The sequence below is a fragment of the Candidatus Accumulibacter vicinus genome (genome assembly GCF_000584955.1).
In the GTDB taxonomy this organism is placed as follows: Bacteria; Pseudomonadota; Gammaproteobacteria; order Burkholderiales; family Rhodocyclaceae; genus Accumulibacter; species Accumulibacter vicinus.
Map to the genome: position 1 here is coordinate 257946 of NZ_JDSS02000037.1, position 13892 is coordinate 271837.

Annotated in this window: 15 protein-coding genes, 1 tRNA gene, 1 other RNA gene and 1 pseudogene; 7 read left to right on the forward strand and 11 right to left on the reverse strand. The window is 62.4% G+C overall.

Annotated elements, in window-relative coordinates; translation table 11 throughout:
• Positions 1 to 89 precede the first annotated feature (89 nt).
• Positions 90 to 380 carry a hypothetical protein gene (locus CAPSK01_RS17000; RefSeq protein ID WP_034929348.1) on the reverse strand — a complete coding sequence of 97 codons (291 nt, stop codon included), beginning with the start codon at positions 378 to 380 and terminating at the stop codon, positions 90 to 92.
• 104 nt (positions 381 to 484) lie between these two features.
• On the opposite strand from CAPSK01_RS17000, the gene CAPSK01_RS17005 reads away from it, so the two are divergent.
• From CAPSK01_RS17005 to ssrA, 4 genes are all read left to right on the forward strand, one after another.
• Entirely contained in the window at positions 485 to 1657 is a 1173-nt protein-coding gene (locus CAPSK01_RS17005) for an ATP-binding protein (RefSeq protein ID WP_034929350.1), read from the forward strand.
• Between the two features lie 35 nt (positions 1658 to 1692).
• Positions 1693 to 3060, forward strand: coding sequence for a sigma-54 dependent transcriptional regulator (locus CAPSK01_RS17010; RefSeq protein WP_034929353.1), 1368 nt, complete (start codon positions 1693 to 1695; stop codon positions 3058 to 3060).
• A 74-nt stretch (positions 3061 to 3134) separates the two neighbouring features.
• Entirely contained in the window at positions 3135 to 3458 is a 324-nt protein-coding gene (fliE, locus tag CAPSK01_RS17015; RefSeq protein WP_034929356.1) for a flagellar hook-basal body complex protein FliE, read from the forward strand.
• 10 nt (positions 3459 to 3468) lie between these two features.
• Positions 3469 to 3772, forward strand: a transfer-messenger RNA (tmRNA) gene (ssrA, locus tag CAPSK01_RS23550).
• 224 nt (positions 3773 to 3996) lie between these two features.
• Here ssrA and ureG read toward each other — a convergent pair.
• From ureG to CAPSK01_RS17055, 8 genes are all read right to left on the reverse strand, one after another.
• Positions 3997 to 4608 (reverse strand): urease accessory protein UreG, encoded by a 612-nt coding sequence (gene ureG, locus CAPSK01_RS17020; RefSeq protein WP_034929358.1) that lies wholly within the window; start codon positions 4606 to 4608, stop codon positions 3997 to 3999.
• A 16-nt stretch (positions 4609 to 4624) separates the two neighbouring features.
• On the reverse strand, positions 4625 to 5296 hold the full coding sequence (locus tag CAPSK01_RS17025) for an urease accessory protein UreF (protein WP_273703906.1): 672 nt from the start codon (positions 5294 to 5296) through the stop codon (positions 4625 to 4627).
• Positions 5293 to 5787, reverse strand: coding sequence for an urease accessory protein UreE (ureE, locus tag CAPSK01_RS17030; RefSeq protein WP_034929363.1), 495 nt, complete (start codon positions 5785 to 5787; stop codon positions 5293 to 5295). The genes CAPSK01_RS17025 and ureE overlap by 4 nt, the downstream gene beginning before the upstream one ends.
• Before the next feature lie 2 nt (positions 5788 to 5789).
• Positions 5790 to 7505, reverse strand: coding sequence for an urease subunit alpha (gene ureC, locus CAPSK01_RS17035; RefSeq protein ID WP_034929366.1), 1716 nt, complete (start codon positions 7503 to 7505; stop codon positions 5790 to 5792).
• A 10-nt stretch (positions 7506 to 7515) separates the two neighbouring features.
• Positions 7516 to 7824 (reverse strand): urease subunit beta, encoded by a 309-nt coding sequence (locus CAPSK01_RS17040; protein ID WP_034929369.1) that lies wholly within the window; start codon positions 7822 to 7824, stop codon positions 7516 to 7518.
• Between the two features lie 11 nt (positions 7825 to 7835).
• Complete coding sequence (locus CAPSK01_RS17045; protein ID WP_034929370.1) at positions 7836 to 8138, reverse strand: urease subunit gamma; 303 nt, start codon at positions 8136 to 8138, stop codon at positions 7836 to 7838.
• 19 nt (positions 8139 to 8157) lie between these two features.
• Positions 8158 to 9063 (reverse strand): urease accessory protein UreD, encoded by a 906-nt coding sequence (locus tag CAPSK01_RS17050; RefSeq protein ID WP_337958613.1) that lies wholly within the window; start codon positions 9061 to 9063, stop codon positions 8158 to 8160.
• Between the two features lie 67 nt (positions 9064 to 9130).
• A tRNA-Thr gene (locus tag CAPSK01_RS17055) sits at positions 9131 to 9204 on the reverse strand.
• A gap of 136 nt (positions 9205 to 9340) precedes the next feature.
• Between CAPSK01_RS17055 and CAPSK01_RS17060 the strand changes: the two genes are divergently transcribed.
• Positions 9341 to 11131: a GGDEF domain-containing protein gene (locus CAPSK01_RS17060; protein WP_034929372.1), complete on the forward strand. Its 1791-nt coding sequence runs from the start codon at positions 9341 to 9343 to the stop codon at positions 11129 to 11131.
• Between the two features lie 42 nt (positions 11132 to 11173).
• Here the strand turns inward: CAPSK01_RS17060 and CAPSK01_RS17065 are convergent, their stop codons facing one another.
• Entirely contained in the window at positions 11174 to 11974 is an 801-nt protein-coding gene (locus tag CAPSK01_RS17065; protein ID WP_034929374.1) for a tRNA threonylcarbamoyladenosine dehydratase, read from the reverse strand.
• Between the two features lie 301 nt (positions 11975 to 12275).
• Between CAPSK01_RS17065 and CAPSK01_RS17070 the strand changes: the two genes are divergently transcribed.
• Positions 12276 to 12620 carry an FKBP-type peptidyl-prolyl cis-trans isomerase gene (locus CAPSK01_RS17070; protein WP_034929377.1) on the forward strand — a complete coding sequence of 115 codons (345 nt, stop codon included), beginning with the start codon at positions 12276 to 12278 and terminating at the stop codon, positions 12618 to 12620.
• A 248-nt stretch (positions 12621 to 12868) separates the two neighbouring features.
• Entirely contained in the window at positions 12869 to 13570 is a 702-nt protein-coding gene (locus CAPSK01_RS17075; protein ID WP_034929538.1) for a pseudouridine synthase, read from the forward strand.
• A 36-nt stretch (positions 13571 to 13606) separates the two neighbouring features.
• On the opposite strand, the pseudogene CAPSK01_RS17080 reads toward CAPSK01_RS17075, so the two are convergent.
• A pseudogene (locus CAPSK01_RS17080) lies at positions 13607 to 13892 on the reverse strand (UDP-N-acetylenolpyruvoylglucosamine reductase); the annotation flags it as partial.

Consider the following 13892-nt stretch of genomic DNA (forward strand, 5'->3'; position numbering starts at 1 on the left):
CAGTTCGGCTTCTTCGAAGCGATCGACTACACGCCTGCACGGCAGCGACGCGGGCAATCGCACGTAGTGGTGCGCTCCTACATGGCACATCACCAGGGCACGAGGATGGCGTTGCCCGAGTCGTTGAACTTGTAGGGAACGTTCATCTGCTCCAGGGCGGCGATGATCGCACCGCCATCCCGTTCGGAGATGTTGGAGAAAAGTATCCTGAACTCGTTTTGTCTGAACAAGGTTCCCGCCGCAACGAGCAGGGCGATGATGGCCGCGATCGAGACCATCAGCAGTACTTTCTGCTTGTTGCTCAGGCGCGCCAGCGCCTCGCGAACGCGATCCAGCGGATTGCCCGCGGCTGCTGTCGGAGTGGTTTCGGCTGTCGCCATGCTTGTGATACGGTGATGAGCCTGCGATCAAGCAAGCAAAAAGCGAAAAAGGCTGATAATTGCAATGCTATTGTAGCCGTTTATTGTACGGGAGCTGCCAACCGATGAGCGAAGTCGCGCCACTGCCGGGTCATGAAGCACAGGAGCTACAACGGGCTTTCGACGTCTTCAACCAGGTTTCACAGGCACTGACGCAGGCGTATCAGGGGCTGCAGCGGCGTGTCGAGTCGCTGACGGCCGAGTTGGCGGTCGCCAATGGCGAATTGCGCCGGCAATACGAGGAGAAGGAGGCACTATCCGAACGTCTTTCGCTGTTGCTCGATGCCTTGCCTGCCGGTGTGGTGGTACTCGACAGCGCCGCCTGTGTCAGCGAGGCCAACCCGGCGGCCTGCGAGATGTTTGGAGCAGCGATCATCGGTAAGTCCTGGCCGGCCGTGCTGGAGGCCAGCCTGGTGGCAACCGAAGCGCCGGGAGAATGGCATTTCGATGCGCGTCGCCTGGCCATCGTCGAGAGTCCGCTCGATTCGGCTGGCGGGCGCATCCTGCTGATCCATGATGTGACCGCGGCGCACGGCCTCAAGGCCGAACTGGAACGTCATCAGCGCCTGGTGGCCATGGGCGAGATGGCAGCGACGCTGGCACACCAGTTACGAACCCCGCTGGCGACGGCCTTGCTCTACAGCGCCAATCTTGGTCAGGCAGATCTCAGCGATTCAGCGCGCATCCGTTTTGCCAGCAAGACGACGGCACAACTGCAGCGCCTCGAGCGCTTGATTCAGGAGGTACTGCTGTTTGCCCGCGGGGAGAGCATCGGCTGCGATACGATGTCTGCCGAAGAACTGCTGGGCGACGCCGCGCAGACCGTGCAGCCGCTGTTTCTCGAGAAGCAGGTTGCCTTCCGGGTGATCTGTAGCGCTGCCAGGGTCATTGTCACCGGCAGCCGAAAAGCCTTGGCCGGAGCTTTGGTGAATCTGCTCGAGAACGCTTTGCAAGCCTGTACGGTAGGCGGGCAAGTCACCCTTTGGGCAAGCGAGTGCGGTCGGCAGTTGCGAATCGGCGTGCGTGATACCGGTTCCGGGATTGCACCCGAGGTGCAACTACGCGTTTTCGATCCGTTCTTTACCACACGAGCGCAGGGCACCGGACTCGGTTTGGCCATCGCCCTTGGCGTGGTGCGCGCACACGGCGGGACCCTCAGTGTCAGTTCGGTCCTGGGCGAGGGTTCGGATTTCGTGATCTTTTTGCCGATCGAAACGGCGGCAGCGCAGCTGCACTAACGGCCATGACTTTTACATTAAGGAACAGGGATACAATGGCTCAAGGATTGCCGATTCTGGTGGTTGAAGACGACGCTGCTCTGCGTGAAGCGATCTGCGACACTCTTGAACTGGCGGGGCAGACGGTGATCTCTGCGGGTGGAGGTGACCAGGCGTTGCAACTGCTCGTCAGGCATGCCGTGTCGCTGGTCGTCAGCGACGTGCGCATGTTGCCGGTCGATGGCATTGCCTTACTCAAAGAAATCCGCAGCCGCTTCCCGTACCTGCCGGTAGTCCTGATGACCGCTTTCGCCGACGTCGACCGCGCTGTCGAAGCCATGCGGGCAGGTGCCTGTGACTTTCTGCTCAAGCCTTTCGAGCCAAAGGCGCTGCTCACACATGTACTGCGCTATCGCTTGCCGGAAGCACCCGGTGATGACCGGGTGATCGCCATCGATCCGATGACCAGCAATCTCTTTGCTCTGGCCAGGCGAGTTGCACAGACCGACGCCACGGTCCTGCTGAGCGGGGAGAGTGGTGTGGGCAAGGAAGTGGTGGCGCACTATATTCACCAGCACTCGGGGCGCAGCAAGGGTCCGTTCGTTGCCATCAACTGTGCGGCGATTCCGGATAGTCTGCTGGAAGCGACGCTTTTCGGTTATGAAAAGGGGGCCTTCAGTGGTGCTCAGCACGCACAGGCCGGAAAGTTTGAACAGGCGCAGCATGGGACCTTATTGCTTGACGAAATCACCGAAATGCCGCTTGGCCTGCAGGCCAAGCTACTGCGTGTTCTCCAGGAGCGCGAAGTCGAGCGTGTAGGCGGCAGCAAGCCGGTCAGCCTCGATATCCGTATCGTCGCCACCTCCAATCGGGATATTGCCGACAGCGTGGCGAAGGGCCTGTTTCGCGAGGATCTGTACTATCGGCTCAACGTCTTCCCGCTACTGATTCCGGCCCTGCGGCAACGTAGCCAGGACATCATTCCCCTGGCGCGTCATTTTCTGGCCACCCACGGCGGTCGATCGGGTCGTCCACACTTGCGCCTGTCCACCGCCGCCGAGGCCGCCCTGCAGTGCAACGCCTGGCCTGGCAATGTCCGTGAACTGGAAAACATCATCCAGCGGGCGGTCATTCTTGCCTCTGGCGACATCGTTGACGTCGATGCCCTGCATTTCGCGCTTGAACGTCGCGTCGATCCGGCGGCGGGGAAACTGACCGAAATCGTCCCGCCGGTGAGTGCCATACCCTCCCGGACCCGACCAGCCGAAGACTTGCGGGACATGGAGCGCGAGCATATCCTGCACACACTGGAGGCGGTGGGTGGTTCGCGCAAACTGGCCGGGCAGCGTCTCGGGATGCCTGAGAGAACCCTGCGTTACAAGTTGCGACAGTATCGCCTCGAAGGCTTTCTCAAGGAGGACTGATGGAGTCGGGTCGATGGTCGAAGGAATTGGCGCACTTTTTGCTTTGAGATCACGGAACGCGTTTGGAGAAGTGAATGGATACCCAGGGTATTGATCAGATGTTGAGCATGTTGCGCGCGAACTCGGCGGCGGCCAGCGGGCGTGTCGCCGAGGCGCAGAATACCACTAACGGTGGGACCGATTTTGCCAAGGTATTGCAGGCTTCGATAGCCGAGGTCAATCAGACGCAGCAGAAGGCAGATGCGATAGCGGCAAATTTTGCCACCGGCAACAGCAGCGAGAACTTGCACGATGTGATGATCGCCCTGCAAAAGGCCAACATCTCTTTTCAGGAAATGATTCAGGTCCGCAACAAGCTCGTCTCAGCCTACCATGACGTAATGAACATGCAGGTCTGACACAAAACAACTTCACGCGGCGCTTGTGTTCGCGAGTCACTGTCCCCATAATGGCAGGCATGGTTGTAATTCCGGCAACCCGGAAGCGTTCTGGACGCGGGTTCGATTCCCGCCACCTCCACCACTACGGGGGTGTACTGGTTTCGACAGGGTGACAGATGGTGAGCAGGCAACCCGAAAGGCGACGGACGTAATCCGAGCAAAACCACAAACGCCAACGATGAGCGTTTCGCACTGGCCGCTTAGGCCTGCTGAGGACGTAGCCGTCCAATAAACAGAACGGCTATCGGCGGGGGCTTCGGCCCCCGCCGTCGCTTCGGCTTCCGCTTCGCGATGGCACGGCCATCGAAGCACGCCTCCCCCCGTTTTGCTCAGCCGCCGCCCAAAGGCCCAGCGTGGCCTCCTCATTGGGCTTTTCACACGGCGCTTGATCCCTGGCTTCTATGGCTAACGCTATGCGCCATGCTGAAACCATGGTCCAGTCACCATAACGGCCTTGGCTCTCTTGGCGCCTGGATGTCTCCGATCCCCCTGCGGTTCAACGCAGCATCCCACGCTCCTCGATGAAGGCGATGATCTCGGACAGACCCTGGCCAGTCTTCATATTGCTGAAGACGAACGGCCGCTCGCCGCGCATGCGTCGGCTGTCGCGATCCATGACCTCCAGCGAAGCGCCGACCCGTGGCGCGAGATCGGTCTTGTTGATTACCAGGAGGTCGGACCGGGTAATCCCCGGCCCGCCTTTGCGCGGGATCTTGTCGCCGGCAGCGACGTCGATGACGTAGATCGTCAGGTCGGAAAGCTCCGGGCTGAAGGTCGCCGCGAGATTGTCACCACCCGATTCGACGAAAACGATCTCGATGTCCGGGAAAGCCGTCGTCAGGCGGGCGACGGCTTCGAGGTTGATCGACGCATCCTCGCGAATTGCGGTATGCGGGCAACCGCCGGTTTCGACGCCCAGGATGCGTTCCTGCGGCAGCGCCGAATGCTGCACCAGGAACTTCGCGTCTTCGGCGGTGTAGATGTCGTTGGTCACCACGGCGAGGCTGTATCGGTCGCGCAGCGCCAGGCACAGCGCCAGGGTGAGTGCGGTCTTGCCGGAGCCGACCGGGCCTCCGATGCCAATGCGCAGGGCGGGACGTCGGTGCATGTGAATTTGCTTTCTTTCAGGATCGGAAAAGTCTCGAATATTGTGTTTCGTGACGGCTTGACGCCAGAGCCAGGCCGGGGGCGAAGTTGCTCCAGCGTTCTTCGGGGAGTTCGAGCGCCTGCCGTACCACCGCCGGCAGGCGGCTACCCAGCGCCAGAAGGATGCGCTGCCCGGCAGCCTGGCCGAGCGGTACTGCCTTGAGCGCTGCCATCATCTGATTTTCGCACCAGGACCATAGATAAGCGGTCAGCGAATCAACGATGGAGATTTCCCAGGCGGCAGCGGCCAGCGTCCAGCCAACCGGAAAAGAGACTTCCGGGAGTGAGTCGAAGGCCGGTGGCAGTGGGAAATCGTCCAGATCGTGCAGCAGGCGACGTAGCGAATAGCCCATCTGGACGGTCTCGGCACGCAACTCGGACGATTCGCGGCTGGCCAGAAAGTCGGCGTTGAGACGCTTGACTTCGCAATCATCAGCGGCAACCCAGGCTCGCTGCAGACAGGCGGTCAGCGGCGCTTCAAAGCGGCCGATACCGTTCTCGAGCAGCTTCGCGATCCATTCCAGGGCAGCCGCCTGATCCTGCACCAGACCGGCTTCGACAGCCCATTCGAGGCCTTGCGAATAGGTGTAGGCGCCCACCGGCAGTGCCGGGCTGGCCAGCTGCAGCAGCCGCGACAGCGCGAGACTCACTTGAATTCGTGAATTTTCGCCGGCGAGCGATCCGGGCCGTGGTCGTGACCGCCCGCCTGCGCTTCGCCGTGAGCATATGCTCCTCCTTCCGGATCGAATGGCGCTTCGACCTCACTGACCGCACAACCGAGACCCAGCAACATTTCGGCGAGAACGTGGTCCGCCTGAAAAAGCAGGTGGCACTCGCCAAGCTGCACCGGCACATGCCGGTTGCCGAGATGGTAGGCGGCGCGGATCAACTGCAGGGGGTGGTCGCCGGCGCGGACTTCCAGCAGCGCTTCCGGTGCGGCCTCGACGGCGATCACGCGGCCATTGCCGGTGAGCAATCGGTCGCCATGGCGCAGCACGGTGCCGGCCGGGAAGACATAGCCCAGCTCCTCGCCGCTGGCCAGAGTGACGCGTTGTCGGCTCTTGCGGCGAGCATCATAAGGCAACACCATGCGGTCACTGGCGGGCGTCTCGCGGTCAGCGAAGGATTCGGCGAACAGCATGTTCAGAACAGGAAATAGCGCTGCGCCATCGGCAGCACGCTGGCCGGCTCGCAGACCAGCAGCTCGCCGTCGGCGCGAACGGCGTAGGTTTCAGGATCGACTTCGATCTTCGGTGTCGCGGCGTTGTGGATCATGTCGGACTTGCCGAGTGCGCGCGTCCGGCGAACGGCAAAGAGCGGCTTGGCGAGGCGCAGCGCCGCGAGTTCCGGATGGTCGAGCGCCGCCTGCGAAACGAAGGTCACCGAGGTCTTGCGCGCACCGCCGAAAGCTCCGAACATCGGCCGATAGTGCACCGGCTGTGGCGTCGGGATCGAGGCGTTGGCGTCGCCCATCGCAGCCGCCGCAATCATTCCGCCCTTGAGAATCAAGGAGGGCTTGACGCCGAAGAAAGCCGGTTTCCAGAGCACCAGGTCGGCGAGCTTGCCGACCTCGATCGAACCGACGAGATCGCTGATGCCGTGCGTGATCGCCGGATTGATGGTGTACTTGGCGAGGTAGCGCTTGACACGGAAGTTGTCGTGCGTGGATTCGACCTGACCGGTCGGCGGCGGCAGCTGACCGCGCTGTACCTTCATCTTGTGCGCTGTCTGCCAGGTACGGATGATCACTTCGCCGACGCGTCCCATGGCCTGCGAATCCGACGACATCATCGACAGCGCACCGAGGTCGTGCAGGAGGTCTTCGGCGGCGATCGTCTCGCGGCGGATGCGGCTTTCGGCGAAAGCGACGTCCTCGGCGATCGCCGGGTCGAGGTGGTGGCAAACCATCAGCATGTCGAGATGCTCATCGACGGTATTGACGGTGTACGGGCGCGTCGGGTTGGTCGAGGAAGGCAGGACGTTGGTCTCGCCGACGGCACGCAGGATGTCGGGCGCATGCCCGCCGCCGGCGCCTTCGGTATGGAAGGTATGAATGGTTCGCCCCTTGAAGGCGGCGAGCGTCGTTTCGACGAAACCGGATTCGTTGAGCGTGTCAGTGTGGATGGCCACCTGCACGTCCATCTCGTCGGCCACCGCCAGGCAGTTGTCGATCGCCGCCGGGGTGGTGCCCCAGTCCTCGTGCAGCTTGAGGCCGATGGCGCCGGCGCGTACCTGCTCGCGCAACGGTTCCGGCAGCGAGACATTGCCCTTGCCGAAGAAACCGAGGTTCATCGGGAAAGCGTCGGCCGCTTCGAGCATGCGCTGGATGTGCCAGGGTCCCGGCGTACAGGTTGTGGCGTAGGTGCCGGTGGCCGGTCCGGTGCCGCCGCCGAGCATGGTCGTTACTCCCGACATCAGGGCTTCATCGATCTGCTGCGGGCAGATGAAATGGATGTGGCTGTCGATGCCGCCGGCGGTGACGATCATTCCTTCGCCGGCGATGATCTCGGTGCCGCCGCCGATAGGGATGGTCACGCCCGGTTGAATGTCCGGATTGCCGGCCTTGCCGATGCCTGCGATGCGGCCGCCCTTGATGGCGATGTCGGCCTTGACGATCCCCCAGTGGTCGACGATCAGCGCGTTGGTGATCACCGTGTCGGCAACTTCGGCCGCAGGCTTCTGACCCTGCCCCATGCCGTCACGGACCACCTTGCCACCGCCGAACTTGACTTCCTCACCGTAGATCGTGAAATCGTCTTCGACGGCAATCCACAGTTCGGTATCCGCGAGACGTATGCGGTCGCCGATGGTTGGGCCGAACATCTCGGCATAGGCCTGCCGCGAGATTTTGACGCTCATGACCGAATCCTCATGGTAATTCTCCCATTACCTGGCCATTAAAGCCATGGACTCGGCGCTCGCCGGCCAGCGCCACCAGTTGTACGCTGCGCGTCTGACCGGGTTCGAAGCGCACCGCGGTACCGGCGGCAATGTCGAGCCGGCAACCGCGCGCTGCGATGCGGTCGAAAACCAGGGCGGCATTGGTTTCGGCAAAGTGGTAATGCGAACCGACCTGGATCGGCCGGTCACCGGTGTTGGCGACGCTCAGGCGGATTGTTGCACGATCGGTGTTGAGTTCGATCTCGCCCGCTGCAATCTGCATTTCTCCGGGAATCATCGTTCAGATCCTCAAATGATCGGGTGATGCACGGTGACCAGCTTGGTGCCGTCCGGGAAGGTTGCTTCGACCTGGATGTCGTGGATCATTTCCGGCACGCCTTCCATCACGTCGGCACGACTCAACAGCGTTGTGCCGTAGCTCATCAGCTCGGCGACCGTGCGGCCGTCGCGGGCGCCTTCGACGATCGCGGCGCTGATCAGCGCCACCGCTTCCGGGTAGTTGAGCTTCAGGCCGCGCGCCCGGCGTCGTTCGGCGAGCAGAGCGGCGGTGAAGATCAACAGCTTGTCCTTTTCTCTCGGCGTCAGTTCCATGCGTCTTCCTCAAAGCGATTCAGGTGCTCCAGATGCGTGGCACGACGGCTGCTTTGCCGAGCGCCGCCGGGCGCAACCGTTTCCACACTTCGCTCAACCAGGCGCGTGCCGCTTCGGTACAGGGCGCCAGGCAACGCGCCACCAGCACCTCGGGTAGTGCCGTGACCCCGGTCAGCAGGCTCGCGGCGGCCGGAACCGCCAGGCAGGCGTCGAGCCATTCTCGCGGCACCACCGACCCTGCAAGCAGCAGGGTCGCGCTGACCGGTTGGCCGGCCAGACCGGCAGCCGCGTCGAGCCAGGCCGAGCCGCCGGACAGCCGACCGCGCTCGACCCACAGCGGTCGTCCTTCGCTTTCGATCCGCGTCGCTAGGTCGAGTTGCCCGTAGCTGAAGCATTCGCCGGCAGCCGTTCGACCCAGGCAGAGTATTTCCCAGCCGCAGAACATGCCACCGGCGGCCAGTTGGACGTGCGTGTGCATCTGCGCGTCGGCACCGTCGAAGACGATCGTCTCCTGTGGCAGCCATTCGATGACGGCTGCGCGCCCAACGCGTACGTTCAGCACATGCTGCGCCGGCCGCCCCCCCGAACGATACCACTTGCCGGCGCCTGGGGTGGTCAACAATGCATGCGCACCGTCTCCCGCGGCCAGCGAGATGTCCAGTCGGTCGCCGCCGGCGATGCCCCCGGGCGGATGCAGGACAATCGCATGACAGACAGCCGGACCCTCCGGGTAGAGCGCTTTCTGTACGCGCAGCGGCCCGAAATGCTCGCGCTGTACCAGCAGCGTGGTCTCCGCACGACGCTCGAAACCGAGCGCCAGCCGTGCCTGCCAGCCGGAACGTGCCGCTTCTTCGATGACCGCCGCCGGTGCTACCGTCGGACCGCCAGGGCCACCAGATCCCCATCCCGTTCGATGCCTGTTCACGATTCGTTCTCAAGCCCCAGAAAGCACTTGGGCCAATCTCGTCGGATTGGCCCAAGTGCTTGTTTCCTGGTGCCCCCAGTCGGAATCGAACCAACACCTGATGATTACAAATCAACTGCACGACCTTCATGCTACGGGGGCAAAAGGCATCTCTGGGACGAATTATAGTCGACCTTGATGCTTGCTGTATCATCTCCGGATTCCTGGCCAGGCGCAAACAGCTTTGCATCGCCATCCCGCTGTTAGAATGACCTGACTGTTTTTTCGGTAGGACCCCATGCCATCTTTTGCGAACCCCTCGGAAATTGCTCGCGAAACCCTTCGTCTGCTGGCTTCTCGGCGCATTTCTCCCTCTCCCGAGAACTATCGGGACATCTATAACGAGATTGCGGGTACCTCCGGCAATCTCGCGGAAAATTTCCCCAAACGCGAGCTGCAGGTGCTACAGACCGCTCTGCCCAGAGAGACCGCCGTTCAGCAAAAGCTGGTCAAGCGATTCGAACAGGCATTCAAGGGCAAGAACTGGGATGAACTTCGCGACGGGATGGCCGATTTGGTCAAACAGCTCGCCAATGAGCATGAACTGCCCTGGAGCGAGTTGTTCCGCGACTTCCTGTGCCAGTGGGAAAACAAGCAAGCCGGACTGACCGTGGCGCGCAAGCGTGAAGCGCTCGAGCGAGTGCTGGCAGCCGCTACGGGCAATAGTGAACTGCTGTTCGGACGACTGCAGGGCCTGGTCAAGTCATGGTCGAGCAGTGGACCGGCCGATGGGGAAATCCCTCTGATCGAGCCCGGAGCCATCGCAGGGACTGAGGTCAGCTTGCCACTCGTCGGTGAGGTCGGCGCAGACAGCTTAACGCGTGCGAGCGAGTCGTCGAGTGAGCTCCGCGACATCTTCGCGTACACCCTCGAAGTGATCATCGCGACACAACTCTCTGATGAACCGGAGCTTGCCGCCGATGCTCGCATGCTGGTACACAAGACCCGCAGCGCCACGTCATCTTCTGCGCTGCAAGGCTTGCTGGCGGGTGTCAAGCGCTTCGCATTCCGTCTGGAGATCCTTGCAGAGGATCGTACCGAACTGCGCGCGGGTTTGCTCAATCTGCTGCAATTGCTGATCGAGAACGTGGGCGAGCTGGTCACCGAAGATCGCTGGCTGGCGGGACAGATCGAAATCGTCCGCGACATCGTTTCCAACCCTTTGAGCATCCGTGCCATTGGCGATGCCGAGGGTCGGCTCAAGGAAGTCATCTTCAAGCAGAGCCAGCTCAAACGCAGCCTCAACGAAGCCAAGGAAAGCCTCAAGCAGATGCTGGCCGGTTTTGTCGATCATCTGGCAGAATTCGCCGATTCGACCTCCGACTATCATGACAAGCTCGAGCTCTGTGCGCACCGGATCAGCATGGCTGAGGACATCACACAACTCGAAGATGTCCTCGCCGAGGTGATTCATGAGACACGCATCATCCAGCTCAACGCCCAACGCTCGCGTGACGACCTGCGCACCGCGAAACGGCGTGTCAGCGAAGCCGAAACGAGAATCGGCGAACTGCAGCTGGAACTCGACCGAGCCAGCATGCTGGTTCGTCATGACCAGCTGACCGGGACCCTCAACCGTCGCGGGCTTGATGAGGCGTTCGAGAAGGAGGTTGGGCGTGCGCAGCGTCGTCAGTCAACCCTCTGCGTGGCCCTGCTCGACATCGATAACTTCAAGAAACTCAACGACACGCTCGGTCACGATGCCGGCGATGCAGCCCTGATACACCTGGCGACCGTGATTCGGGAGACGATGCGTCCGCAAGACACGGTCGCCCGATTTGGCGGCGAAGAGTTCATCATCATCCTGCCGGATACGTCGGTCGAGGATGCGCAGACGGCCATTGTCCGTCTGCAGCGGGAACTGACCCGACGCATCTTCCTGCACAACAACGACCGACGACTGATCACCTTCAGCGCCGGCGTGACCCACCTGCAGCCCGGCGATACGCAGGGATCGGTCACCAAGCGCGCAGACGAGGCCATGTATGCGGCCAAACAGGCGGGGAAGAACCGGGTCATGATCGGCTGAGCTGCAGATTCCGGCAGCGCGGTGGTGCACGGAAGATGCTTGTCAGTTTGGTCCACCCGCCACCGGCGATGGGGTGCCGGCCAGATGCCTGAGTACTTCGCCGGCGGCCAGCAGACCGAAAGGCGCCGTCACGCAAACCGACGAACCGAAGCCGGCACAGCTCAGGCCAATGAGCGTCCGTGGCTGCTCGCAGGAACTGCCGCGTCCAGGGTAGCGGAGGGGTTCGCTGGAAAATACCGCCGGGATCCCGAATTTCTTCTTCGCCTCGCGAGGGAAGCCGTAGTCTTTGCGCAGTAGCGAGCGCACTTTGGCGAGCAGCGGATCCTGGATGGTGAATGCAAGATCGGCAATCCGGATGCACCCTGGATCGGTCTGGCCACCGGCGCCACCGGCAGTGATCAGCGGCACTCCATAACGTTTCGCCCAGGCGATCATCGCCGCTTTGGTGCGCACCTGATCAATGGCGTCGATGAGGTAATCCAAGTCTTTGCCAAGCAGCGCTTCAACGTTTTCCGGCGTCACGAAATCCTCGATTTCGCTGACCACGCAATCCGGGTTGATGGCACGGATCCGTTGCGCCATGGCGCTGACCTTGGCTTTGCCGAATTCACCGTCGAGCGCGTGTACCTGACGGTTGACGTTGGACTCGGCGATCATGTCGAGATCGATCAGGGTGATCCTTCCGACCGCCGAACGCGCCAGGCCTTCGACCGCCCATGAACCGACGCCACCGATGCCGACCACCGCGACATGGGCGTTTTCGAAGCGCTGCAAGGCATCCACGCCATAGAGGCGGGCAATGCCGCCGAAGCGGCGCAACCGATCGACAGCCGTTTCGCTCATGGCGTCTCCGGGGTTCGCCGGACGCTCCACCGGCATGGCTCGATCGATTCGCGCCTCCCTCGCTGTCGGCAAGCGGCGTGACGGGTCTGGTTGTGCATGGGGCGTATTTCCGGCAAGAGGTGCTGCCGAGTGTAACCGAAAGCCAGGGCGCAAGTGCATGCCGCCCGAGGCAGTCGGTCAGGCGCGTTCCGGCAGCGTTTTGTTCGCATCCAGATCGTGCGGAATTGTCTGCATTCAGCTGGCCGCAAGATGCCATGCTGGGCTAAACTTGCAGTTTTTGTTGATCAGGAGTTCACCTCACATGCCCATTGTCACCACACCCAGTGGCTTACAGATCGAAGAGATCATTGTTGGCAGCGGTCCCACCGCCAGCGCCGGTCAGCACGTCATCGTGCACTACACGGGCTGGCTGGCCGATGGCAAGAAATTCGATTCGAGCGTCGATCGCAACGAACCCTTCCGTTTTCCGCTCGACGGGAAACACGTCATTGCCGGCTGGGAAGAAGGAGTGCCGGGGATGAGCGTCGGCGGCATCCGTAAGCTCACCATTCCCGCCGATCTCGCTTACGGTGCCCGTGGCGCCGGAAAATTGATACCGCCAAACGCGAAGCTGGTATTCGAGATCGAGCTGCTCGATATCGCCTGAGAATGGCCGACAGGCCACGCAAGACACCAGGACCGCCCTCCGGGACACGGTCGGCCGAAGCGGGGATCGGTCGGCCCTTGCCCGGTGCCCGCATGACCTGGCACAAGCCGCCTGCGGCCCGTGTGGCTGGCGCGCCAGCGCACAAGACAGAGCCCGAGCGTTTGCTTCGCACCAGCACATCGCGCTCCGCGCCCGTCCCGGAAGCGGCGGGCAAGGTACCGCCTGACGGCGTACGCATCGCCAAGCTGATGGCCGAACGCGGTCTTTGTTCGCGCCGCGATGCGGATGAATACATCGTGCGGGGCTGGGTTTTCGTGGAGGGACGGCGGGTCAGCGAACTCGGAACGCGCGCGCATCCGGATGCCGTCATTACCCTCGACCGGCAAGCGCAGGCGAATCAGCAAAGCCGATTGACGATTCTGCTGAACAAACCGGTAGGCTATGTCTCGGGCCAGCCGGAACCCGGCTGCAAGCCGGCCGTGACCCTGATTCGACCAGAGACACAGTATCGCACGCCGGACACGCCAGCTTTCCATCCGGCCTGTCTGAAAGGACTGGCACCCGCCGGCCGGCTCGACATTGATTCGACCGGCCTGCTCATCCTGACCCAGGACGGGCGAGTGGCACGCCAGTTGATTGGCGAAAACTCGATGATCGACAAGGAGTATCTGGTACGTGTCGCGGGTCATCTCGATGCCGGAGGCCTGGCCCTGCTGCAGCACGGGCTCAGCCTCGACGACCGCAAGCTGAAGCCGGCCCGGGTCGAATGGCTCAACGACGATCAGCTTCGCTTCGTTCTCCATGAGGGTCGCAAGCGACAGATCCGGCGGATGTGCGAGCTGGTCGGGCTGCGCGTGACCGGCCTCAAGCGCGTGCGCATCGGGGCCGTCAGACTCGGCGACCTGCCGCCCGGTCAATGGCGCTTTCTGCGCCCCGACGAAAGGTTCTGACGGGTCCTGGCTGCGCGCATCCGGTCTGTCGACCGTTCAGAGAAAGACCGGCTCGGGCGTCAATTCGACGCCAAAACGCGCGCGCACATCGGTCTGCACGGCCCTTGCCAGAGCGACCACCTCGGCTCCCGAAGCGCCGCCGCGATTGACCAGCACCAGTGCCTGCTTCTCGAACATTCCCACCCGGCCGAGGTTGCGGCCTTTCCAGCCGCTCTGTTCGATCAACCAGCCGGCGGCGAGTTTGATGCCGCCATCGACCTGCGGGTAACGCGGCAGACCCGGAAACCGGCTGGCCAGTCGCTCACCGGCCGCCGTGTTCACA